The sequence below is a fragment of the Christiangramia sp. LLG6405-1 genome (assembly GCF_045055805.1).
Lineage (GTDB): Bacteria > Bacteroidota > Bacteroidia > Flavobacteriales > Flavobacteriaceae > Christiangramia.
On record NZ_CP159330.1, the window covers coordinates 2053757 to 2077554 of the forward strand.

The 23798-nt window shown below is 33.6% G+C and carries 20 protein-coding genes; 19 read left to right on the forward strand and 1 reads right to left on the reverse strand.

Annotated features, from left to right (window positions below; translation table 11 throughout):
- The first annotated feature begins 8 nt into the window (after positions 1-8).
- The 18 genes from ABVM50_RS09500 to ABVM50_RS09585 all read left to right on the forward strand — a co-directional run bounded on the left by ABVM50_RS09500 (position 9) and on the right by ABVM50_RS09585 (position 21615).
- The gene (locus ABVM50_RS09500) at positions 9-1295 is read left to right on the forward strand and encodes a DUF4910 domain-containing protein (protein ID WP_405198347.1); all 1287 of its coding nucleotides are present in this window, start codon (positions 9-11) and stop codon (positions 1293-1295) included.
- A gap of 126 nt (positions 1296-1421) precedes the next feature.
- Positions 1422-2876 (forward strand): lipopolysaccharide biosynthesis protein, encoded by a 1455-nt coding sequence (locus ABVM50_RS09505; RefSeq protein WP_405198348.1) that lies wholly within the window; start codon positions 1422-1424, stop codon positions 2874-2876.
- 143 nt (positions 2877-3019) lie between these two features.
- A complete protein-coding gene (locus ABVM50_RS09510; protein WP_405198349.1) occupies positions 3020-4180 on the forward strand; it encodes a glycosyltransferase family 4 protein in 1161 nt (386 codons plus the stop codon).
- Between the two features lie 4 nt (positions 4181-4184).
- Positions 4185-5051: a polysaccharide deacetylase family protein gene (locus tag ABVM50_RS09515; RefSeq protein ID WP_405198350.1), complete on the forward strand. Its 867-nt coding sequence runs from the start codon at positions 4185-4187 to the stop codon at positions 5049-5051.
- A 79-nt stretch (positions 5052-5130) separates the two neighbouring features.
- Entirely contained in the window at positions 5131-6027 is an 897-nt protein-coding gene (locus tag ABVM50_RS09520) for a GNAT family N-acetyltransferase (protein WP_405198351.1), read from the forward strand.
- A 105-nt stretch (positions 6028-6132) separates the two neighbouring features.
- Positions 6133-7212 carry a glycosyltransferase gene (locus ABVM50_RS09525; RefSeq protein ID WP_405198352.1) on the forward strand — a complete coding sequence of 360 codons (1080 nt, stop codon included), beginning with the start codon at positions 6133-6135 and terminating at the stop codon, positions 7210-7212.
- Between the two features lie 39 nt (positions 7213-7251).
- Positions 7252-8364, forward strand: coding sequence for a glycosyltransferase (locus ABVM50_RS09530; RefSeq protein ID WP_405198353.1), 1113 nt, complete (start codon positions 7252-7254; stop codon positions 8362-8364).
- 138 nt (positions 8365-8502) lie between these two features.
- Positions 8503-9444 (forward strand): GNAT family N-acetyltransferase, encoded by a 942-nt coding sequence (locus tag ABVM50_RS09535; protein ID WP_405198354.1) that lies wholly within the window; start codon positions 8503-8505, stop codon positions 9442-9444.
- Positions 9445-9861: 417 nt separating this feature from the next.
- Positions 9862-10641 carry a hypothetical protein gene (locus tag ABVM50_RS09540; RefSeq protein WP_405198355.1) on the forward strand — a complete coding sequence of 260 codons (780 nt, stop codon included), beginning with the start codon at positions 9862-9864 and terminating at the stop codon, positions 10639-10641.
- 55 nt (positions 10642-10696) lie between these two features.
- Positions 10697-11542: a glycosyltransferase family 2 protein gene (locus tag ABVM50_RS09545; RefSeq protein WP_405198356.1), complete on the forward strand. Its 846-nt coding sequence runs from the start codon at positions 10697-10699 to the stop codon at positions 11540-11542.
- A gap of 11 nt (positions 11543-11553) precedes the next feature.
- Complete coding sequence (locus ABVM50_RS09550) at positions 11554-12528, forward strand: polysaccharide deacetylase family protein (protein ID WP_405198357.1); 975 nt, start codon at positions 11554-11556, stop codon at positions 12526-12528.
- Positions 12529-12675: 147 nt separating this feature from the next.
- Positions 12676-13857 carry a glycosyltransferase family 4 protein gene (locus tag ABVM50_RS09555; RefSeq protein ID WP_405198358.1) on the forward strand — a complete coding sequence of 394 codons (1182 nt, stop codon included), beginning with the start codon at positions 12676-12678 and terminating at the stop codon, positions 13855-13857.
- A gap of 236 nt (positions 13858-14093) precedes the next feature.
- Positions 14094-14699, forward strand: a complete 606-nt coding sequence (locus ABVM50_RS09560) for a sugar transferase (RefSeq protein ID WP_405198359.1) — start codon at positions 14094-14096, stop codon at positions 14697-14699.
- Positions 14699-15307 carry an acetyltransferase gene (locus ABVM50_RS09565; protein ID WP_405198360.1) on the forward strand — a complete coding sequence of 203 codons (609 nt, stop codon included), beginning with the start codon at positions 14699-14701 and terminating at the stop codon, positions 15305-15307. Before ABVM50_RS09560 ends, ABVM50_RS09565 begins: the two co-directional genes overlap by 1 nt.
- A gap of 1 nt (position 15308) precedes the next feature.
- Positions 15309-16454 (forward strand): DegT/DnrJ/EryC1/StrS family aminotransferase, encoded by a 1146-nt coding sequence (locus ABVM50_RS09570; RefSeq protein ID WP_405198361.1) that lies wholly within the window; start codon positions 15309-15311, stop codon positions 16452-16454.
- Between the two features lie 3 nt (positions 16455-16457).
- Positions 16458-18431, forward strand: a complete 1974-nt coding sequence (locus ABVM50_RS09575) for a polysaccharide biosynthesis protein (protein WP_405198362.1) — start codon at positions 16458-16460, stop codon at positions 18429-18431.
- Positions 18431-19201, forward strand: coding sequence for a polysaccharide biosynthesis/export family protein (locus ABVM50_RS09580; protein WP_405198363.1), 771 nt, complete (start codon positions 18431-18433; stop codon positions 19199-19201). Before ABVM50_RS09575 ends, ABVM50_RS09580 begins: the two co-directional genes overlap by 1 nt.
- A gap of 2 nt (positions 19202-19203) precedes the next feature.
- On the forward strand, positions 19204-21615 hold the full coding sequence (locus tag ABVM50_RS09585) for a GumC family protein (protein WP_405198364.1): 2412 nt from the start codon (positions 19204-19206) through the stop codon (positions 21613-21615).
- Here the strand turns inward: ABVM50_RS09585 and ABVM50_RS09590 are convergent.
- The gene (locus ABVM50_RS09590) at positions 21608-22351 is read right to left on the reverse strand and encodes a tyrosine-protein phosphatase (protein WP_405198365.1); all 744 of its coding nucleotides are present in this window, start codon (positions 22349-22351) and stop codon (positions 21608-21610) included. The two genes, ABVM50_RS09585 and ABVM50_RS09590, sit on opposite strands and share 8 nt — an antisense overlap.
- A 72-nt stretch (positions 22352-22423) precedes the next feature.
- On the opposite strand from ABVM50_RS09590, the gene ABVM50_RS09595 reads away from it, so the two are divergent.
- A complete protein-coding gene (locus ABVM50_RS09595; protein WP_405198366.1) occupies positions 22424-23779 on the forward strand; it encodes a capsule assembly Wzi family protein in 1356 nt (451 codons plus the stop codon).
- The last annotated feature ends 19 nt before the right edge of the window (positions 23780-23798 follow it).

Here is a 23798-nt window from a genome sequence, read left to right on the forward strand (position 1 = left end):
TTATAGGAATGGAAAATAATATCGGGCAAACCATGTATAATTGGGCAACAGAATTGTTCCCAATAAATAGAAGTTTAACAGGTAAGGGAGTAAGAGAAACTTTGAGCTACTTCCAAAATATCATTCCTGAGCTCGAAATTAAAAGTGTTCCTTCTGGTTATAAGGCTTTTGATTGGACAGTTCCTGAAGAGTGGGCAATAGGAGACGCCTATATAGAAAATAAAGAAGGAGAAAAAATTGTTGATTTTAAATTGAACAATTTACATGTGGTGGGATATTCTGAGCCAGTAAATGATTGGTTTAGTCTGGAAGAATTAAATGAACATTTATACTCCCTCCCAGAGCAACCAGATACAATCCCTTATGTAACGTCATATTACAAAAAAAGATGGGGTTTTTGCTTATCTGAAAATCAACGACAAAAGTTGGAATCGGGCGATTATCATGTGGTCATAAATTCTGAATTCAAAGATGGAGTTCTTAACTATGGTGAAGTAATTTTGCCCGGTAAATCTAACAAAGAGGTTTTTTTGTCTTCATATATATGTCATCCATCTATGGCAAATAATGAACTTTCTGGTCCTGTAGTTACCATCGCCCTTTGTGATTGGCTTAGTAAACAAAAAGATAGAGAATTTACTTATAGAATAGTTTTAATACCAGAAACGATAGGTTCTATTGTATACTTGAGTAAGAACTTGGATGAAATGAAGCAAAAGGTTTTTGCTGGTTTCAATATAACTTGCATAGGCGATGATCGTTGTTATTCCTACTTACCGTCAAGGACTGAAAATACTATATCAGATATAGTTGCCTTACATGTTTTAAAACACACAGATCCGGACTTTAGAAGATATAGCTGGTTGGATCGAGGTAGTGATGAGAGGCAATATTGCGCTCCTGGAGTTGACCTGCCTATAGCTACAATTATGAGGAGTAAATATGGGGAATATCCAGAATATCATACTTCTGATGATAATTTAGATTTAATTTCTCCTGATGGTCTTACGGGCGGATTTGAAGCACTTAAGAAAGCAATTACAGTATTGGAGAATAATAACTTCTTAAGAACTACTGTAAATTGTGAACCCCAACTTGGCAAGAGAGGATTATATCCCACCATAAGCGTTAAGGGTTCTGCTAATGAAGCTCGGAAAATGATGAATTTTATAAGCTACTGTGATGGGAATTTGAGTCTTTTAGAGATAGCCAATAAAATAAATGAACCTGTTTGGGATTTATACGATTTATCTGAAAAACTCATCAAAAATGATGTTATAGAAGTCGTTAAGTAAAAATGATAATTTCACCTCCCTAGTTTTCTTTCAAAAGGTGATTATATATGCATTCTTTTTAATAAGAATTTCGTCATTATTGAATAGAATAAAGATATACTTTTTTCTATCAAATTAAATTATTCTATGTCATTACAAAAAAAAGCTATATCAGGGGTAAGCTGGACTTTCATCGAGCAATTTGGTAGTAAAGTTATAGGTTTTGTAGTTCAAATTGTTTTAGCAAGACTTATAGCACCAGATGAATTTGGGCTCTTAGGAATGATTTTAATCTTCAATGCAGTTGGGAATTCGCTTTCAGACTCTGGAATGAGTCAATCTTTGATAAGGTCTGATGAACCTGATGAAAATGATTTCTACACGGTTTTTAGTATCAACTTTGCCGTTTCTTTCATATTATACATTATTTTTTATTTTTTAGCACCTTATATTTCTATATTTTATGAGCAACCAAGATTAACTGATCTTATTAGAGTATATAGTATTGTGATCGTCATTAATAGCCTATTCACTATACAAAAAACTAAATTAACCCATGAACTAAATTTCAAACATCAAATGAAGGCTCAACTACCTGCTTTATTCTTAGCCGGAATAACAGGCGTGGTTTTAGCTTATATGAATTATGGAGTATGGTCACTTGTATATATGGAGCTAGTAACTGGAGTCTCCTTGACATTAATCTATTATCATCAAACTCGCTGGATACCTAAATTGAGAATTAAAAGAGATAAACTTAAAATTCACTTCGATTTTGGTTATAAAATTGCGTTATCAGGTATAATTGGTAGAATTGCCACGAACGTTTTTCCTCTTGTGATTGGAAAGTATTTTTCAGCAGCTATGGTTGGATATTATACAAGAGCGTTCACCTTGAAAGAATTTCCTGTTGTGACCATTTCTAACACCCTGGATAAGGTAGTGTATCCTCTATTTGCTAAAATAAAGAATGACAACATACTTCTTAAAAATGCTTATCAGAAAATTCAAATTCTTTCTCTATTCGTTTTGAGCTCAATTATGCTGTTACTAATTGTGACAGCCGAACCACTATTTGGATTTTTAATAGGTGAAGAATGGTTGCCAGCGGTTCCTTATTTTCAAATTTTATGTATTACCGGCGTGTTCTATCCTATAAACAAATACAATTCTAATATCTTAAAGGTTAAGGGAAGAACAGATCTTTATTTAAAAATGGCCGTATGGAGTAATCTACTTACACTAGTTGGTATAGCACTTACTGTGAAATTTGGTATTATTCCTCTAATTCTATCGCAAGTAATAGTTACTATAATTAGGACACTAATAAATATTTACTACGCCAATAAGTTTATTAATTATCCTTTACAGGAACAGTTTATTGATCTTTTGAAAACAACGCTCCCTGGAATTATTTCATTTGCTATAGTATTTTCATTTATATATTTCAACTCAACTTTAAATGAGAATTTATATGTAATTCAGTTGATTGTTTATGGTGCATCCTTCAGTTTAGTTCTGGTACTAATTCATATTTTGTTTAAAACCAGATCTTTAAAAGAGATAATGAATATTTATAAATTAGTACGTCAGAAAAGCTGAATCTGATAATCATAACAATAGAACTTAATTGATGGAAGATCAAATTCAGCTGCGTTTTCATTCTCAAGCTGCAGCGGAATCTGAATTGTTACGTTTCTCGAATCAATTATAAAAAATCGTTTTGAAATTATACTTTTAACATTATGAGTAATTATAAAAAGAAAGTAATTTTTGTCATAGATACCTTGCAAGGTTCTGGAGCCGAAAGAAGTTTGGTTCAAATCGCCAGACATTTTAAAACATATACTCCAGTATTTGTCCATATTTATAAAGGCGACATGTTAAAGCCTCAATTGAATAATGACGGAATCAAAGTTTATTCCTTAAATGTCGAAAGTAAATATGGTTTTAAAAGCGCTGAAAATCAGTTAATACAGATTTACAACGAAGAAGAACCAGATCTGGTTCATTCTACACTTTACCGGGCAGATATGGTGGCCAGGAGACTTAAAAAGAAATTTCCCAAGGTGCCATTAATCGGGAGTTTTGTCAATAATTCTTATACACCCCTAAGGTATAAAGATCAAAGTTTATTGATGAAAATTAAACTTTGGCTGGCATTCCAAATGGATAAAAAGACAGCTAAGTTAGTAGATTTCTTTATCTCTAATTCTGAAACCATAAAACAATCTGAAGGAGATTCGTTGGGGGTAGATCCATCAAAAATTGAGGTGATTTATAGGGGTAGAGATTTTAATCAATATAATAATCTGGATTCATCAGTTATAGATACTATTAGAAAGACACTAAAAGTCGACGGGAAGAATGTACTGATCAATGTAAGTAGATTGATACAGCGAAAAGCACAGTTGGATATCATAAATGCAATGCCAGATGTCATACAACAATTTCCAGATACAATTTTATTAATTGCAGGTCATGGCGCGTATAGAGATATTCTTAATAAAAGAGCTATTGATCTTAATATTGAAAGGCATATAAAGTTACTTGGTTCTAGAGGAGATATTCCGGAATTGCTTAGCTTATCTCAATTATTCATATATCCATCCTATGCGGAAGGATTACCAGGCGCTTTGATTGAAGGAATGATGGCAGGAAAATTAATAATCGCCTCTGATATAGGAGAGAATCTTGAATGCGTGAATGAAGAAAGTGCTTTAATTTTCAAAAAAGGAGACGTTGGTGAATTATCGGACAAGATAATTTTTGCACTGAAAAATTTTGAAACTTTGAAATATTTAGGAAAAAACGCTCAAAAGCAGGCGCAGCAAAAATTTGACATTCAGAGTATTGCAGATCAGTATGAAAATTTATACGACAAAATTGCAATTGAAGTAGAATGATATTATGAGAAATTTAATCTACAAATCGCTGAACTTCATTTCTCCTGTCTTTAATGCTTTTCTAAAAAACAGACTGAGGGTTTTGGCCTATCATGATATAATAGATCCATTAAATTTTGAAAATCAAATAAGATGGCTTAAAGCAAATTACAACCTGATAGATATTGAGGAATTGAAAGATTATCTTTCAAATAGAAAATCCTTGCCATCAAAATCTTTATTGATTACATTAGATGATGGTGATCGATCGGTTTTTCAATATGCCCTTCCTATTTTCAGAAAATATCAGGTTCCAGCCTGTCTATTTGTAATATCAGATCTTATTGATACAAGAAAAGATTTCTGGTGGGACACGATTAAAAAGAATGAAGTTAAAAACGGGCTTTCCAATTCAGAAATCATGAAAATTATAAATACGAATAAAAGAAGCTCTAACCGAGATAGAGTAGAATTTCTAAAAAAATATTCATTGACCCAGCATCACCAATTGACTACTGCAGAAATAGAGGAGCTCATTGAGTCTAGAGTACATATTGGCAATCATTCGCATACACATCCTATGTTTGATAAGCTAGAGCAAAACGAACTTCATGATGAACTTACAAATGTTCGCACCTTTTTCGATTTAAATAAAATTGGTGATTATAGCGTATTCGCATATCCCAATGGTAATTATACTGAGATAACTGAAAAGCTACTCATTGAAAATAATATAGAAATAGCATTTTTGTTCGATCATAAAATTAATAATAGGAGAATAAATCCTTTAAGAATTTCGCGTATTGCCGTAGACTCAGACAACAGTATGGCTGAATTTAAAAGTAAAGTTTCAGGATTGCATCCAACTATTATAAAGATGAGGAAGGGATAATGTATTGCTTGTGAATAAAATCGAGTTGCTTCTCTTAATCTTATGAATACTACAGAATTTTGCTAATAAATTTATATAAATGTTAGATTTTAGAAAGATTGACTATGATCAGGATCTAAACGAGATAATTGAACTAATTCAAGAGAATCTAGATCCTTCTTTTACTCCAGAGCTTTTTACTTGGAAACATTTAGAAAACCCATTTGGCAAATCTTATGGGCTCTTAGCTACCCACGAAAAAAAAATTGTTGGACTTAGAATGTTTATGTTCTGGAATTTTTATAATGGTAATAGTAAGAATATTATTAAAGCAGTTAGGCCTGTAGATACAGTAGTTGATCATAGTTATAGAGGAAAAGGACTTTTTAAGAAATTAACTTTGAGAGGTTTGGAAGAATGTAAGGATGAGTATGATCTAATATTTAATACCCCTAATGAAAATAGCCTTCCAGGTTATATAAAAATGGGTTGGAAGAAAATTGAAGCTGTAAGACATTTTAAAATAGCCTTGTCAAATCCTCTTATGCGCACTGTGCCGTTTGATGACTTAGATTCGAATATGATAGCTAATATTTACGCTACTAATCATAAGAGCCACAATGCTGTTTCAAATGGTATGATCGTCACAAAAAAAACCTTGGAATATTTTAAATGGCGATATAGAAGTAATAAGTATCGTATAGCATATTTCAATTCTGAAGGTGTTTATATTGCCTACAACATTAATAGCCGTTATTTGATCATAAATGAAATTTTTGGTGAATTTAGCAATACATCTTTTAGGTTACTGAACTCCCTCGCTATTAAAAATGGTAAAAAACTGCTTTATTTTTATAATCATTCGACTATGAAAAAAATAAAAATTCCCATATCTCTAAATAGGAGTAAACCAGTCGTAGTATCAAAGCAAGCAAATGCTAGTTTAGGAATGGAAACTATAGATTTTTCACTTGCAGACCTTGAATCTGTATTTTAATCTAGGCAATAGCTAAATAACCGGAAGCACAATCGATAAACTAATTTATGTAGTATAGATGTAGTTTAAATTATCTGATAAAAGTATTACTTAAAAAATCATACATTGAAAATTTTACAACTTATAAATAAGCGTCAGAATAGAGGTGCAGAAACTTTCGCCTGCCAATTATCTGAACATTTAGAAAAAATGGGGCATGAAATTTTAATGGTTGCTGTTTTTCATGGTGATGCTACACTTCCCTTTAATGGAGATATCCAATGCTTACATGCAAATTCTTCTAAACGATTTTTCGATTTAAAGGCTTGGAAATACCTAGATAAAATTATTAATGGTTTTCAACCAGATATTGTACAGGCTAATGCAGGAGATACACTTAAATACGCGGTATTCTCAAAGCTTGTTTATGGATGGAAAGTTCCAATAGTCTTTAGAAACGCAAGCGAGATCGGCCGTTATCTTAATTCTATTTTACAAAAAAAAATTAACAGCTACCTTTATAGAAATGTAGATTTTGTCGCTTCTGTTTCAAAAGTTTCAGAGAACGATATAATAAAACATTTTCCTTTTCTCCAAGGTAAAACGAAGGTTATCCCTATTGGTCTTAATGAAATAGATGTAAGCAATTTTAAAAGATTTGAACCATCTCATATTGCTCATATAGTTCATGTTGGCGGTTTTAGTTTCGAAAAAAATCACGAAGGTTTATTGAGAATTCTGGAATTTTTAGTAAGAGAGAATAATGAGGTTCATCTTCACCTTGTGGGAGATGGCCCTATGAAAAAGAAAATAGAATTAGAAGTAAAAGACAAGAATCTGCAATCATACGTTTCATTCTATGGCTTCGTTCACAATCCGCTTTCATATATAGATGCTGCAGATGTATTAGTGTTACCCAGTATTATTGAAGGTCTACCAGGAGTCCTCCTGGAAGCGATGTATTGCAAAACACCGGTGATCGCTTATAATGTGGGAGGTATAGCTGAAATTATAAATAATAGTACCGGAATCATTATTCAAAAAAATGAAGAAATAGAGTTTGCTCATGCTATTTTACGTACAATAGAAAAGCCAGACGAAAAAATGATTCTAAACGCCTATAAAATGGTTATTGAGAATTATTTGAATAAAGAGATCGCGTTAAAATTCGTTAATTCCTATAGAAAAATTGTCGCAGAGATGTAATAGCTTAATTTTGCTGGAAATATTCTCAAATGTATTGCTATGAATAGGATAAAAATCCTCCATATTATTAAATCATTAGGTAGGGGAGGTGCAGAGGTTTTATTGCCTGAAACCCTGAAACTACACGATCAAATAAGATTCGAATTCCATTATATTTATTTTCTGCCTTGGAAAGATCAAATGGTAGAGGCTATAAAAAATGCAAACGGGAAAGTTACTTGTATTGAAGCTACGAATAATTTAAAAATTTTAGGCAAATCTAGTGAGGTTATTAATTATTGCAGAGGCAATTCAATAGACATTATACATTGTCATTTGCCATGGTCTGGATTTCTAGGTAGGATAGTAGCTAGAAGAACTAGTATACCAGTTATTTATACGGAGCATAATATTCAGGAACGTTATCATATAGCTACAAAAACCTTAAATAAAATTAGTTTTAATTCTCAGAATTTGGCTATAGGAGTATCTGAAGATGCTACTCGTTCTATTATTAATAATATTAAACCTGATATACCAGTTAAAACAGTTCTAAATGGTGTAAATACAGATTATTTCAAGAAAAGCATTAAAGAAGGAAATGGTATTCGATCTAAATACGGTATACCAGAAAATGCATGTGTAATTGGGAATATTGCAGTGTTTCGTGCCCAAAAGGCCATTCCAGATTGGTTGAAGGCATTTAAGGAAATAAATAAAAATCACCCGGAAGTATACGGACTTCTAGTTGGTGCAGGTCCTAAAAAGAAGGAAATTAAAGCACTGGTTAAAGAATATAAACTTGAGAATAATTTAATCTTACCCGGCCTTCAAACGAATACTCTAGCATATTTTTCAGCTATTGATGTTTTTATGATGAGTTCCGAGTTTGAAGGTTTGCCAATAGCTCTCTTGGAAGCTATGAGTATGGAATGCGCTATTGTTTCTACTAAAGCAGGTGGGGTCGTTGAAGTTATCGAGGAGGAAAAAAATGGTTTATTGTGTGATGTTGGCGACTATAAATGCTTAGCTGAGAAAACTTCAGATTTAATTGTTAATTCAGAAAAGAGAATTAACTTACAGAAGGAAGCACGAAAAAGGGTTATAAGTAGCTTCAGTTTAAAGAAAATGGTAGACGAGTTGGAAGATATTTACATGAATTTTGAAAAATAAAATTTCCTCTGTTTTAATAAGAGACTAATATTTTGACAGAATTTGATATATGAGTACAATAAGTACTGTCCATGAAAATACTTATAAAAATTTATAGAGTATACGACGTTTTATCGTAATCGTTATTTGATTTATCATATGAAAATAAGAAAAGCGAAAGAGAATGATATTCCAGAGATTGTAGGCGTATTGAAAGCAAGCTTGGGGGAAAAAGAATTAATGTTATCCGAAGCTATTTGGAGGTTCAAACATTTGGAAAATATCTTTGGTGAATCTATTACACTTCTGGCAGAAGAAAATGACAAAATAGTTGGAGTAAGAGCCTTTATGAGATGGAAATGGAAAGAATCAAATAAAACTTATTCGGCTTTAAGAGCAGTAGATACCGCTACACATCCAGAGCATCAAGGTAAAGGGATTTTCAAAAAACTGACTTTAGCAGCTGTAAAAGATGCAGCCGAAGCTGGAGAGCATTTTATTTTCAATACACCTAACGATTTGAGTCGACCTGGTTATTTAAAGATGGGATGGGAGCCGGTTGGAAAGATCAGCATCGGTGTTAAACCTTCTTTCAGTTTTTTAAAGTTTAAAAATATTCCTGATTTTTATAATATAAATAAAAATGCAACAGCAATCCAGATAGATTCTTTATGTGTGCAATGGAATGATATCCTTTCTAGAAGTAATACATTCTTCACCCCGAAATCAGCTGAATTCCTGAGTTGGCGATACGAAAATAATCCTCTTCAGAATTATAAAGTAATATGTGAAGAATCATATTACATAGCGGGCTACATTAAAAGAAGAGGCAAATTGAAGGAGTTGAGAATAACTGAATTTATTTATAATAAAGAGATAATGAATTCAAGAGACCTCAGACGGGTAATTAGTAAATTTGAGGAAGGTTTATCGGCACATATGATTAGTTTCTCTCCTGATCTTCTCAATCTAAAGGGTAAGAAAGGGAATTTTGGACCTCTTTTAGTCATGAATGAGCTAAACTTGAAGACACAGGAAAAAACTGATTTAAATGATATTTCTAAATGGAATAACAGTTTAGGTGATCTTGAATTATTCTAATTTATGGTTGGTGTACTTTTCCTAGTAGTTGTATTTGCAGGTATAAATCAAATTTTTTTTGGATTTTATCAAAAGAGGCATGCTTTTTTTAATAGAAAGATGCTTAACATGCTCTATTTATATCATACACTGTTCTTCGGAGTTTATCTCTGGTATGCCTATAACAATCCATCAGATTCGAAGGGGTATTACAATTTTTATACAAAGTTTCCTGATATAAGCTGGTTTGAAACTTTCGGTACTGATACAAGTTTTATTAATTTCCTAGGCTACCCATTTCATGCATTGGGCTTTTCGTATGAAATGCTTATGGTGACTTTTTCATGGTTTGGTTTTATAGGTTTTATCTATTCATATCTTTTTTTTAGAGAAAAAATTCCTGTAAAGGTCAATTTCTTAAAAATCGATTTACTTATATTGCTTCTGTTCTTACCAAATATGCACTTCTGGACCGCTTCTCTTGGAAAAGGTGGTCCAATTTTTATGGGGGTAATGATGTTTGCCTATTCTATACTACAACCTAAATCCAGACTTGTCACTTTAATTTTGGGTTCGTTTATAGTGTTTTATATCAGGCCACACGTTTTCCTGTTCTTGGCTTTAGGAGCTGTTGCTGGCTATTTTTCTGGGAAAGAAAAAATTTCTTCTACAAATAAATTTCTTGTATTAGTCGGTATGATAGGAGGGATTCTTATTGTGCAAGATCAAATTCTCGCCGTCGTGGAATTGGAAGGTTCTGAAAATTTAGTTGAAGATTTTAATAGTTTTACGGAAGACAGATCTGAAAACTTAAGTGCTAAAGCTGGGTCAGGAGTTGATATGTCTTCTTATAGTTTACCATTTAAACTTTTCACTTTCTGGTTTAGACCGCTTTTTATTGATGCACCAAATTTATTGGGTTTAATAATATCATTTGAGAATCTTCTTTATTTATTACTATTTCTGAAAATTATAAAAAAAGATTTTATTGGATTCTTAAAACGATCGCCATCTTTTATAAAAATGAGTTTGGTAATTTTTCTATTAACCTCGTTTGCAATGACTTTCGTAATGTCGAATCTTGGAATTATTATGCGCCAGAAGCAAATGGTGATGTACTTTTTATTTTTTGTAATTTATTACTATTTGGCTCAGAAGAAATATTTGAATTACAAAAAGCTACAAAGAAGGAAATTAGATAAGAGTAAAGTATATTGAATATTTGGAGTAAGATCGATTTTGTATACATATTTTCAAACTGTAATAATTACTAATGACAAAGAAAATTGGTGTAGTCATTCTCACTTACAATCGTATAAGTCTTCTTAAAATATGTGTATCTAAAGTCCTAAATCAAACGTATAGTGATACTGAGATTCTAATTGTTGACAATAATTCGGAGGATGGTACCAAAGACTATTTGAAATCTTTAGAGGGTATCGATAAGTTATACCTTTCAGAAAACTTAGGACCTGCTGGCGGATTTTATGAGGGTATAAAACATTTTGCGGAGAACACTAACGTGGACTACGTTTGGCTTATGGATGATGACTTTTTTCCTCATAAGTCGTGTTTGGACGAGTTAGTAATGAATACTAATGAGGAAACAATGGTTTTTCCTTACGTAAGAGAGAAGGATTTTGCAAGTAGAAGAAGCCCTGGTTGGTGGGGTGTATTGATTCCATTACGAATAGTTGAGACAGTTGGATACCCAAGGGCAGATCTCTTCTTTTGGTCTGAGGATACAGAATACTTGCAAGCGAGAATTATCCAGAAGTATAAGTATCAACAGAAGTGGATTTCATCGGCTAAAGGGGTTCATTTTACTGTAAGGGAAACTAATTATAGGAAACCTTGGAGATATTATTATGAAATAAGAAATAGTATTTATTCACGTCTATATATAAAAGAAATTACATTTCTGCGTATTTATAAGCTCTTCAGAACGTGGTTTAAGTTACTATTCAATATTCTATTGAAAGAAAATGGTAAAGCTCAAAAATTAAAGTGGTTCTTCAAGGGTACTTTTGACGGAATATTCAAAAATTTAGGAAAACGAAAAGAGTTACATAACTTACAAACTTTAAATACAAAAACTAAGTTGCGTAACTTGAATTAATTGGAAATAAAATGAGATTAAATAATGGGTATTTAATTATATCCTTGGATTTTGAATTGCTTTGGGGAGTTTTTGATGTTTTGGATTACCAAAAGAAAAGACAATATTTCAAAAATACAAGATTAGCTATCCCTGAAACAGTCAAATTATTCGAAAAATTCCAGATTCATGCCACATGGGCGACCGTTGGAATGTTATTCAACGAAAATTGGGACGAGTGGAAAGAAAATATTCCTGATTCAATACCCGAATATTCTAATCAAGATTTAAACGCATATAGCTTTGGAAATAGCATTTTAGAATCAAATACGGAGGAATTATGTTTTGCACCAAAATTGATTAAGCAAATTTCGCAAGTTGCAGGACAGGAAATAGGCACTCATACCTATTCTCATTATTACTGTGGAGAAGAAGGACAAGATGCTTCTCATTTTGAACAAGATCTTCTAAAAGCTGTTGATGTCGCTCAAAAATTCGACCTTAATCTAAAGTCTTTGGTTTTCCCCCGCAATCAATTTAAAGAAGATTATTTAACTATTTGCTTTGATGCGGGAATTCAGAACGTTCGTTCTAATCCCGATGCCTGGTATTGGAAGAATGTACAGTCAGATTCACTTATTACAAAATTGTCTCGTACAGGGGATGCATATTTACCTTTCGGAAACAAAGGATATTCTTTACCTACAAAAGAGAAACAATCACAATTACCAGTAGAGCAAAAAGCAAGTAGATTTATGAGACCATTCGAAAATAATTTTTTGCGTAACTATAAAATTAGTCGAATCAAAAATGAGATGGAACATGCGGCGAAAAATGATCAAATATATCATCTCTGGTGGCATCCTCACAATTTTGGAGAAAAACCAATTGAAAGTTTGAAAGATCTTCAAATTCTACTAGAACATTTTGAAACGCTTCAGAATAAATACAATTTTCAATCCGCTAATATGGATGAATTAGACAATTTGAGAACCAAGCCAATTTAGTTAAGAAAACATCAAATTTATTTTATCGTATTGAAAAAGGTGCATCTAGGTTATTAATAGTGTTCCCTCGCTACTTCTTTTGAGTTTGCGCCTGAATTTGTGATTTAAAACTATTAAGTTGATAAACTTTCTATATTATTACCCTAGATGAAAAAACTAATACGTGTAACGACCATCCCACTCTCCATGAATCTTCTCCTGCATGGACAACTATCTTTTCTAAATCAATACTATTCTGTTTTGGCGGTATCTGGTGAAGATAAAAATATGACTATAGTCCGTGAAAGGGAGAAAGTCAGGACTTCAAATGTAGAGATGGAACGGGGTATAAATATTATTAGAGATTTGAAGTCGTTCTGGGGCCTATACCTAATCTTTAAAAGAGAAAAGCCCTTGATAGTTCATTCTATTACTCCAAAAGCTGGTTTATTGAGTATGGCTGCTGCATATTTTGCGAATGTGCCTATACGTATGCATACCTTTACTGGACTGATTTTTCCAACAAAAACAGGTGTCTTGAAGAAAATATTGATTTTGATGGATAAGGTGTTATGTTGTTTTGCAACTAACGTTTACCCTGAAGGACAGGGTGTGAGACAAGACCTTCTTCGATATAGAATAACAAAAAAACCGTTAAAAGTTCTTGCCAACGGAAATATTAATGGTATTGATACGTCTTATTTTAGCAAGGATGCAGTTGCCAATTCTGTGAAATCTGAACTTATCCAAAATCTAAATATTGGTAGTTCAGATTTTGTCTTCGTTTTTGTAGGACGATTGGTCAACGATAAGGGTATTAATGAACTAATTTATGCTTTCATAAAATTGCTAGATAGTAATGATATTGAAAACTTTTATTCTAGAGGGAGCTTAAAGCTTTTGTTAGTGGGGCCTCTCGAACCAGACTTGGATCCTTTAAAGGCCGATGTAATTGCAGAGATAGACAGTAATATTAGTATTATTAGTGTCGGATTCCAGGAGGATATCAGGCCATTTTTGGCAATTAGCGATACCCTGGCATTTCCTAGTTATCGCGAGGGTTTTCCGAACGTAGTTATGCAGGCCGGATCTATGGGAATACCTTCTATCGTAACGAATATAAACGGTTCCAATGAAATTATCAAACATGATCAGAATGGAATAATTATACCAGTTCGTGATCATATAGCTCTGTTTCAAGCGATGAAAAAAATGATTGTGCAATCAGAGAAGAGAGAAGGAATGGCTAGTAGAGCACGTTTACAAATTCAGGTTAATTATGAAAGAGAGATTGTGTGGAACGCACTTAAGGACGAATATGAGCTCTTAGAAAAGATGCTTCAGATGTAGTGCGTTTGTCGTTCAGGACGAAAGGATTTATAAATTAATAAGCCTACAAAGCTTTTTAGTACAGTTACATATAGCATTATCATTTGTATATGGAACCGCTAATAATATTTTAATTAAATTATGCAAAGCAATTTTATAATAATTGAAAGTTTTGTTAAAAGAATACAAAGAGTTAGAAAGCTCTCTGAAACATGATTAAATTCGCGCTCTAGCTGAAGTATGTCTGAAGTAACTGAATGTATAGAAATTTAATTAAACCAATCTTTGATTTTTTAGCTGCTGTTATAGCGCTGGCACTTCTAAGTCCGGTTTTAATTGTCGTCACTATATTATTATATCGGGCAAACAACGGCAAGCCATTTTTTTATCAGGCGAGACCTGGTAGAAATGGGGATATTTTCAGAATAGTGAAGTATAAAACCATGACTGATGAAAAGGATCCAACGGGCAATCTATTACCGGATTCTGAACGATTAACCAAAATTGGTAGTTTTGTTCGAAAGACTTCAATTGATGAAATACCTCAATTGTTTAATGTTCTGAAAGGTGACATGAGTATTGTTGGTCCAAGACCATTACTTCCTCAGTATCTAGAGTTATATAATCCTGAACAACTGAAACGGCATGAAGTTAAACCGGGAATTACAGGATGGGCGCAGGTAAATGGGAGGAATGCAATAAGCTGGCTCAAAAAATTCGAATATGATGTGTGGTACGTAGAGAAGCAATCATTTTTTCTTGATCTTCAGATATTATTCAAAACTATCAAAAAAGTTGTAATTTCTGAAGGGATAAATGCGGATAACATGGCTACCACAGAACCTTTTAACGGTAACAATTAATGATTTTATTTGGGGCAAGCGGACATGCAAAAGTAATTCTTGATATTATCAATTCAGGAACTGGTGATACCGTAGATTATATATTAGATGATAATTCTGAAATATTTGATTTAGCTGGTTTTCAGGTCGATCACGGAGTTGATAGAAACATCCTTCAGACGAACAATACAATTGTTGCTATTGGAAATAATAAGATTCGGAAAAATATTTATTTAAAATATAATATAAAACTAAATCACGCCTTGATTCACAAAACTGCAACTGTTTCAAAAGCCGCGATTGTGTCTAAAGGGGCTGTTGTTATGGCTGGAGCTATTATAAATCACTCGGCAAATATAGGCGAAAACAGCATTATTAATTCGAATGCTATCATTGAACATGATGTAAGCATTGCTAAATTTGCACATATTTCTCCAGGTGCAATTGTGACTGGAGCCGTGGATATTGGAGAAGGTTCTCATATTGGAGCTGGAGCTTCAATTATTCCAGGGGTAAAAATCGGTAAATGGGTTACAATCGGTGCTGGCGCGGTTATATTGAAGGATGTTCCAGATTATGCCGTGGTTGTTGGGAATCCAGGCCGAATAATTAAATACAATAAGAATTAATATGGCAAATGATAAGATCTGGTTATCCTCCCCGCATATGGGTGGTAATGAGTTAAAATATATTCACGATGCATTCGATGAGAACTGGATAGCACCATTGGGTCCTAATGTTACTGGATTCGAAAGTGATATTAAAAAGTATCTTGGTGGAAGTGTAGAAGTTGCGGCGTTAAGTTCTGGTACGGCTGCTTTGCATCTTGCTCTAATTATGCTTGGTGTTTCGAATGGAGATGAAGTTCTATGTCAGAGCATGACCTTCGCGGCTTCTGCCAATCCAATAAAGTACTTGGGTGCTACTCCGGTATTTGTTGATAGTGAATCCAAAACATTGAATATCTGTCCTGATCAGCTGGAGATTGCTATAGAAGACAGAATTAAAAAAGGTAAAAAGCCGAAAGCAATTATTGCTGTTCACTTATATGGTATGCCATATCAGGTGGATCGAATCAATACGATTGCAGATAAATATAATATTCCGGTTATTGAAGATGCTGCAGAAGCACTTGGGAGTACCTACAAAGGTAAGAACTGTGGTACTTTTGGAGAAATGGCTATTTTGTCATTTAATGGAAATAAGATCATCACTACTTCCGGTGGTGGTGCCTTGGTGACTAAGACTGACAAAATGAAGCAGAAGGGTGTTTTTCTAGCTACTCAAGCGCGGGATGATGCTCCACATTACCAGCATAGTGAAATTGGTTACAATTATAGATTGAGTAATATTTCCGCAGGAATTGGTCGTGGACAAATGGAGGTTTTGGATGAAAGAGTAAGTGCAAGACGTGAAATGTTTGAATTTTATGTAAATTTATTTCGGGATGTTGAAGGTGTCAGGTTGTTTTCTGAACGATCTACAGATTATTTCAGTAATCATTGGTTAAGTGTTTTAACCATTGATAGTGAAGTTACTGGGTTTTCCAGGGAAGACCTTAGAGAATCACTTGGTGCTTTAAATATTGAATGTCGACCACTTTGGAAGCCTATGCACATGCAACCTGTTTTTGTGGATAGTCCATTTTACGGCACGGGAGTTGCTGAAACCATGTTCGACAATGGACTTTGTTTGCCAAGTGGTAGTAATCTGTCGAATAATGATAGGTCCAGAATCAGTAATGCAATAAAAAGTCATTTGAAAAAAGACCAATAGACTATGGGGAGCATAAGAAAAGCCCTTTCTAACATACTTACAGGTCCTGATAATTCTCTGGATATCCGTAATCTAAGATATCTTCCTAGATGGGCGATTTTAATGATTGATATTGGTTTGATTACTGTTTCAACGATCCTGACCATAATTATACTCTTAGATCTATCTCCTTTTCAGTATACTTTATTAAATTTTTATGAGAAGGCACTTCTGGTTATTGCTATGAATGTTGGTTTCTTTTTTGTTTATAAGACATATGCTGGGATAATACGCTATTCTTCTAATGTCGACGCATTAAAACTATTATTATCTACCTGTAGTGCCTTTGTTGCTTTAGTAACCATAAATTATGCTTCTTATTTTATAATAGGTCAGAAAATCTTTTTAATTGGTGGATTACTTATTAATTTATGGATATCATTTTCACTTTTATTTCTCTTTAGACTTAGTGTCAAACAGTTCTATGAGTATTTTAAGATTCTTCAGAAGAATGAATCTCTCATAAATGCTGTGATTTTAGGAGTAGATGAAAACGCAATTTCTATAGCAGGTGCGCTTGAAATTGAACATCCCCGTAGATTCCGAATTGTGGGATTTCTAACACAGGATTCACACAAAAGACTTCGAGTACTGGATAAGCCAGTTTTAAAGCACACCAAAAAAATTCATGAAGAACTAAATTCTCTTGGAGCTGAAGCAATCATATTTTCTGAACACACACTTTCTTCTGAAGAAAAATTTAAATTAGTAGAGGAGTGTTTGGAACACGATATAGCAATCTATAACGCTCCATTAGTTTCCACTTGGGGCGGAGAACCAATTGCAAATAAAGTAAAGACATTACAGATTGAAGACCTTCTTGATAGGGAACCTATTAACTTAGAGACTCAGAATAAAATTGAACAATTAACCGATCGTACTATACTAGTTACGGGTGCAGCCGGGTCTATAGGAAGCGAGATCGTGAGGCAGGTAGCTAAGTATGATCCAAAACGTTTGATAATACTAGATCAGGCTGAAACTCCTTTGCATAATTTACAATTGGAGGTGGAATCCAAGTTTCCAGAATTGAATTTCAAAGTAATTGTTTGTGATGTAGGTAACCAGAAGAGACTTGAACTTATGTTCCAGAATCAAAATATAGATGTGGTTTACCATGCAGCGGCTTATAAGCACGTGCCTTTAATGGAGAGTAATCCACATGAAGCGGTATTTGTGAATATTCATGGTACTAAAAATCTTGCAGATCTAGCAGTGAAGTATGATGTAGGTCATTTTGTAATGGTTTCAACAGATAAAGCAGTAAACCCAAGTAATGTGATGGGTGCCTCTAAAAGAGCTGCTGAAATGTATGTGCAATCGTTATTCCATAATCAACTTCAAACCGGTATAGGAACTACAAAGTTTATAACTACACGTTTCGGAAACGTTCTAGGTTCTAATGGTTCCGTAGTACCATTGTTTAAGAAACAGATAGAAAAAGGAGGCCCTGTAACTATTACTCATCCGGATATAATCAGGTATTTTATGACGATTCCGGAAGCTTGTCAACTTGTGCTTGAAGCTGGTGCGATGGGTAAAGGAGGAGAAATTTTTGTTTTCGATATGGGGGAGCCGGTAAAAATTATGGATTTGGCCATCAAAATGATCAAACTTGCAGGTTATCAGCCTAATAAGCATATCAAGATTCGAATTACCGGACTGAGACCTGGCGAGAAATTATACGAAGAGTTACTAAATGATGAATGTAAAACGCTTCCTACGCATCATAAAAAAATCATGATTGGCCAGGAGGTGGTAAGAAATTACGAAGGTATCAATGCAAATATTCTCAAAATTATAAAATCTGCAACCAAGTTGAAAAATGACAAGGTAGTTGCTAAACTAAAAGAGTTGATTCCGGAATTCAAGAGTAATAATTCATCTTACGAGAAACTCGATAATTTAAAGGAAACTAATAAATCTGAAATTAATTGATGAAAAAAATCTTAATAGTTTTAACTGCAATTTGTGGATTATCTAGCTGCGCTACAAAAGAAGAGATTGTTTATTTTCATGAAGGAAAGGGAGAGCTCGAGGGCAAAGAATTCTTAATGAATTACGAACCTCGAATAAAGAAAAATGATGTACTTAGGATTAATGTCTCATCTAGTTCTATAAATGAGGAAATTGTGGCTCCATTTCAGATGAGAACTGGCTCGCAACAGTCAGGAGGTGGGGGACAATCACTCTCACTTACTGGATATCTTGTAAGTCCTGAAGGATATATTAATTTTCCAGTATTAGGTAAGGTTATGGTGGAAGGGTTGACTCGAACTGAAATACAGGATAAATTAGAAAATGAAATTGAATATTACCTAAAAAATCCTATAGTAGATGTTAGAATTGTAAACTTTAGTATAACCGTTTTAGGAGAGGTAGGTTCTCCAGGAAGGGTCCAGATTACTGATGGGAGAGTGTCATTACCGGAATTATTAGCTATGTCAGGTGATATAACTTATAACGGCAGAAGAGAAAATATTCTTATAATTAGACAACAAGACGGAATTCGAAAAATTGGTTCAATTGATATGACTTCATCGGATTTATTTGATAGCGAGTTTTTCTATTTGAAACAGAATGATTTGGTCTATGTGGAGCCAACATATCGTGCTGTAAAATCTGCTGGTTTTTTTACAAGTTACCAAGGCATTATAAGCCTTGGCACAACTATCATAAGTTTATATCTTCTAATTAACAGTTTATAAGAATGGAAGAATTCCAAGATATTTCAGAAGAAAATAACGAATCGAATTTTGATCTCAAAGCGGAACTATTTAAATACCTAGCGTATTGGAAGTTGATTGTGCTAGGCTTATTAGTTGGGGGCTTGCTTGCATTTCTTTACAATCGATATACTATCCCCAAGTATAGAACGAGTGCAACGATGGTTATGGTAGATGATGAGGAGAAAAATGCAATGAGTGCCATTCCATCAGGAGGTGCTACAATTTTATCTCTTGGAGAACAGAATTTACAAAGTCAAGTAGAAAAATTAAAATCCAAGCAACTTGTATCAAGGGTTATTTCAGAATTAGGGTTAAATAAGTCCTATTTTATAGAAGGAAATATCATTAGTGTAGAAGCTTACAAATCCAGTCCTATCTATCTAGAATTTATTTCTCCAGATACTATAGTTAACAATAGTAAGTTGGACTTAATTATCAAACCTGTTTCAGATACTAAATACTCTTTGAGTTCTACTGGAAACGATTATGAGGATAATTTTGAAATAGGTGAAATTGTAAGTTTTCAAGATCTAAAATTTGTGGTCTTACCTTATTCTCAAAACGCTGAGGGAAGCTTTAAGAATTCCAAAACAGTTAATTTTGTGCTAGAACCCCTTCAGGAGACAACTAATCGTTACATTGAGAGTTTGGGTATTGCGCCTAAAGGAAAAGCTACAGATATTTTAGAGCTTTCTTTCGTAAATGAATCTAGCGCCAAATCTAAAGATTTTTTGAATAATTTGATGGAGCGTTTTAATGAAGAGGGAGTTAAGAATAAACAAGAGGTAGCGGCAAACACCACATCATTTATACAGGAAAGATTAGAAATGATTACCTCTGAATTGGACTCAGTTGAAGTAGGTATAGCTGAGTTCAAACGTGAAAATCAAATCATGAATGTTGAAAGTGGGGCGGCTGAGTTTCAATCGAAATTTTCGGTAGCTGAACAGAACATTTTTGATACACAAACTCAATTAGAACTGCTTAATTCTTTAGAGTCTGTTCTTAAGAATCAAGCACAATTTGAACTGCTTCCCGAGGTAGGTGTTAATGATAGTGGTATTGCAGGTCTTATTAGGTCATACAATGCTCTGGTAATGGAGCGTAAAATGTATTTAGAGAGTGATGGAACGGTGAACAATCCAATAATTAAAAATTTATCTGAACAGCTTATTGGATTACGCGATAATTTATATGATAATATTGAAAGTACACGACAGTCATTAAACATTCGATTAGATGAACTAGACTCACGTGAAAATATTGCTCAGGGCAAATTCAGTACCTTTCCTGGTTTGGAGAAGGGTATGCGAAATATTGAAAGACAACAGCAAATTAAAGAGCAATTGTACCTTTTCCTATTACAAAGGCGTGAAGAAGCTGCGATTTCCTATGCAGCAACAGCTTCAGTTTCTAGGGTTGTTGATTCAGCCTATACAATTAATGATCCAGTTGACCCAGAGCCATGGATAATCCTTCTAGCTGGATTCTTAATAGGTGCTATAATACCAATCTTGATTGTTTTCATTAAAAATTTTCTAGATACTAAAATTCATCATAAGGGCGATTTATCTCCTTTATTAAAAAGTGTACCTTTTGTTGGTGAGGTTCCAAAAATCGTATCGGGTGAAGATGACGTTATACATTTAAACGATAGGTCTCCTTTAGCAGAATCTTTTAGGATCTTGAGAACCAACCTTGCGTATTTAATTCAGAAAAAGGACAAAGAAATAGGTAATACTATATTTGTAACTTCTACCGTAAAAGGAGAAGGGAAAACTTTTATTGCTTATAATCTTGCAAGGACTTTATCGAGTACCAGTAAGAAAGTTTTATTAATAGGTGCAGATATTCGAAACCCTAAACTTCATAGATACTCAAACCAAACAGATGGTACGAAGGAAAAAGGTTTGTCAGACTATCTCTATGATTACGATGTAACATTGCTAGATATTACTTCTCATACGATGGAAAATGATATAGGGGTTGACGTTATTCTCTCAGGACCCATACCTCCAAATCCAGCTGAATTGCTTATGAATGACAGAATGGAAAGTTTGATTAATGAGTCTAAAACTAAATATGATTATGTTATAGTAGATACTGCTCCTGCAATGATTGTTACTGACACTTTACTCATAAGCCAGTTAGCAGATTATACTTTGTATGTTACAAGAGCAGACTATACTGAGAAAAATTTACTAGAGTTTCCTAAGGATTTGAAGAAACAGGGCAAGCTCAAAGGTCTAGCCGTTATATTAAATGATGTAGATTATTCAAAATTTAGCTACGGAGCCCAATACGGTTATTCTTATGGGTACGGTTATGGTTATGGCGCAGACAAGGAATCTCGGTGGTCAAGATTAAAAAACCGATTGAATTCATCTAGTTAAAATGATTATGTAGTAACTTGAAATTGTTTTGACCTAATTCAGTGATAGACTGGACGAATTTATTGGGAATTTTGATTTCCTTAATCTTTTCAAGATGCGTGAGTTTATGAACATCGCTGCATATGTATTCGATTAATCCGTTTTCAATTAATTGGTATGCCATCTTCTGTATGCCTTTTCCGTAATGATTGGATAGGGATAACATATTGACTTGCATAAGACAACCTCTTGTTCTTAGATCATGAAATTTGTTTAGGTCTTTAGAATGCATGTAAGTGTATCTTTCCGGATGCGCTAAGATTGGCATCTTGGAATTATTCTGAAGTTTAAATAAAATCTGGTTCAGATTAATTGGTGCTTGGAAATACGACATTTCCACCAGTACTTTATTATCTGTTAAGGTAAGTATTTCCTTATTTTCCAGAATTTCGAGAAAATGCTGATCCATCATATATTCAGCAGCATAAGTTAAATTTTTTGGACCTGCTTTTTGATCAAGAACTTTACCGTAAGCTTCTCCTATGCTACTGGGCGTATTCGGGTAAAATTCATCAATAATATGTGGAGTTGCAATAATATTGTCAATCCCTATCTCCGAGAAACCTTCAAATAATCTTCTTGATGTTTCCACGCTATCAGAACCGTCATCTATTCCAGGTAAGGTATGGTTGTGAAAATCAGGAATTCCTTCGATTAAATCGATTAAATACTTACTTCTATTAAATATCGATAACATATACTTTATTTTACCCTTCAAAATTACAGATTTTAAAATCTAAATAGTAATATTTGCAACCCAAGTAGACGTATGAAGCATCCATATTTAATTTCTATTTTTTTGATTTTAAGTTTACCCTCGCATGCACAGGATTATTTTAATCTTGATGCTATAACCACTGCTGGACTTTATAGCGGATCAGAATCTCCATTTTGGATGCATACGAATCGTCGGGGAAGAGTAGATGAGAAAACCTTTTATAGCGGGCTACTTTCTGGGTCGGCTATTTTCTATATAGATGATACAAGATCATTTCAATTTGTAGGTGGTTTACTATATAAGGACGGGTATGATGATGGGCTTATAATAGATGAAGCATATTTTAGTTATGTTTCACCTAAAATTAGAGTGGATATAGGCAAAAGACAACGTAAAGATTTATACCAAGGCTTAAGTGTTAGTAATGAAAGTATATTATGGTCTCTCAATGCATCACCATTTCCAGGTATATTAATCGAAACGGTTGATCCTATATTTATCAATTTTAAAGATTATGGTCTGGGTTTTAGATTTTCCGTTGGTGAGTACCTGTTAGATGATGATAGGTATATTGACAGTCCTAGATTACATCATAAAAGTGCACATCTGGTTTATAGAAATAGGAGAAATTTCGAAATAAGCCTTGGACTACAACAATTCGTACAATGGGCTGGTGATTCAGAAGAATTTGGAAGATTACCCCAAACCTGGAGGGATTATGGTAGCGTAATTACTGGTAGAGCGGGAATCGATGATGTGGAAGGTCAGGAGATTAATGCACTTGGAAATCAAATTGGAAGTTATGAACTGAAGGCGAAGTCAAAAATTAATGATTTAGATGTTGAGTTCTTTTACAACCATATTTTTGAAGACGGCTCTGGTCTAAAAATGGGTAATCTTCCAGATGGGCGCTACGGAATATATATTGAAGATAATAGAGATACCTTTTGGGGTAAAGATTGGGTAAAAGCTTTTATATACGAATTTCACTATACCAAGAATCAAAGTAGGAGCAGAAAAAGTTCCAATAGAGATGGGTCAGACGATTACTTTAATAATAATTTGTATAAATCTGGTTGGACGTATCAGAATCTAGTCATAGGTAATCCATTTATATTAACCACAGAAGAACGCTACAGAATCGGAGTAAATATCGTAACTGCGCATCATATTGGAATCTCTGGCGAAGCGTTCGATCTACCTTATAAAGCCTTGCTGTCCTACCGTAAAAACTATGGCAGGAAAGATATTTTCTTTGATATCACCCAACAGGTCATTTCATCTTATGTGGAAGTGGAATTAATGAAAGGCGATTACAACCTATCTGCTTTTTTTGCTTCAGACATCAAAAATGTAGATCAATCTAATGTTGGTGCTGGCCTTAAGTTCTCAAAATCTTTATTTTAGGTTAAGCTCTAGTTTTTTT

Bases quoted from the DNA above. Each gene is read 5' to 3' on its own strand.
- ABVM50_RS09580 (WP_405198363.1), top strand. From the start codon at position 18,431: ATGAAAAAAATCTTAATAGTTTTAACTGCAATTTGTGGATTATCTAGC.
- ABVM50_RS09530 (WP_405198353.1), top strand. From the start codon at position 7,252: ATGAATAGGATAAAAATCCTCCATATTATTAAATCATTAGGTAGGGGA.
- ABVM50_RS09570 (WP_405198361.1), top strand. From the start codon at position 15,309: ATGGCAAATGATAAGATCTGGTTATCCTCCCCGCATATGGGTGGTAAT.
- ABVM50_RS09500 (WP_405198347.1), top strand. From the start codon at position 9: ATGGAAAATAATATCGGGCAAACCATGTATAATTGGGCAACAGAATTG.
- ABVM50_RS09585 (WP_405198364.1), top strand. From the start codon at position 19,204: ATGGAAGAATTCCAAGATATTTCAGAAGAAAATAACGAATCGAATTTT.
- ABVM50_RS09595 (WP_405198366.1), top strand. From the start codon at position 22,424: ATGAAGCATCCATATTTAATTTCTATTTTTTTGATTTTAAGTTTACCC.
- ABVM50_RS09515 (WP_405198350.1), top strand. From the start codon at position 4,185: ATGAGAAATTTAATCTACAAATCGCTGAACTTCATTTCTCCTGTCTTT.
- ABVM50_RS09535 (WP_405198354.1), top strand. From the start codon at position 8,503: ATGAAAATAAGAAAAGCGAAAGAGAATGATATTCCAGAGATTGTAGGC.
- ABVM50_RS09565 (WP_405198360.1), top strand. From the start codon at position 14,699: ATGATTTTATTTGGGGCAAGCGGACATGCAAAAGTAATTCTTGATATT.
- ABVM50_RS09560 (WP_405198359.1), top strand. From the start codon at position 14,094: ATGTATAGAAATTTAATTAAACCAATCTTTGATTTTTTAGCTGCTGTT.
- ABVM50_RS09550 (WP_405198357.1), top strand. From the start codon at position 11,554: ATGAGATTAAATAATGGGTATTTAATTATATCCTTGGATTTTGAATTG.
- ABVM50_RS09510 (WP_405198349.1), top strand. From the start codon at position 3,020: ATGAGTAATTATAAAAAGAAAGTAATTTTTGTCATAGATACCTTGCAA.
- ABVM50_RS09520 (WP_405198351.1), top strand. From the start codon at position 5,131: ATGTTAGATTTTAGAAAGATTGACTATGATCAGGATCTAAACGAGATA.
- ABVM50_RS09555 (WP_405198358.1), top strand. From the start codon at position 12,676: ATGAAAAAACTAATACGTGTAACGACCATCCCACTCTCCATGAATCTT.
- ABVM50_RS09545 (WP_405198356.1), top strand. From the start codon at position 10,697: ATGACAAAGAAAATTGGTGTAGTCATTCTCACTTACAATCGTATAAGT.
- ABVM50_RS09590 (WP_405198365.1), bottom strand. From the start codon at position 22,351: ATGTTATCGATATTTAATAGAAGTAAGTATTTAATCGATTTAATCGAA.
- ABVM50_RS09505 (WP_405198348.1), top strand. From the start codon at position 1,422: ATGTCATTACAAAAAAAAGCTATATCAGGGGTAAGCTGGACTTTCATC.
- ABVM50_RS09575 (WP_405198362.1), top strand. From the start codon at position 16,458: ATGGGGAGCATAAGAAAAGCCCTTTCTAACATACTTACAGGTCCTGAT.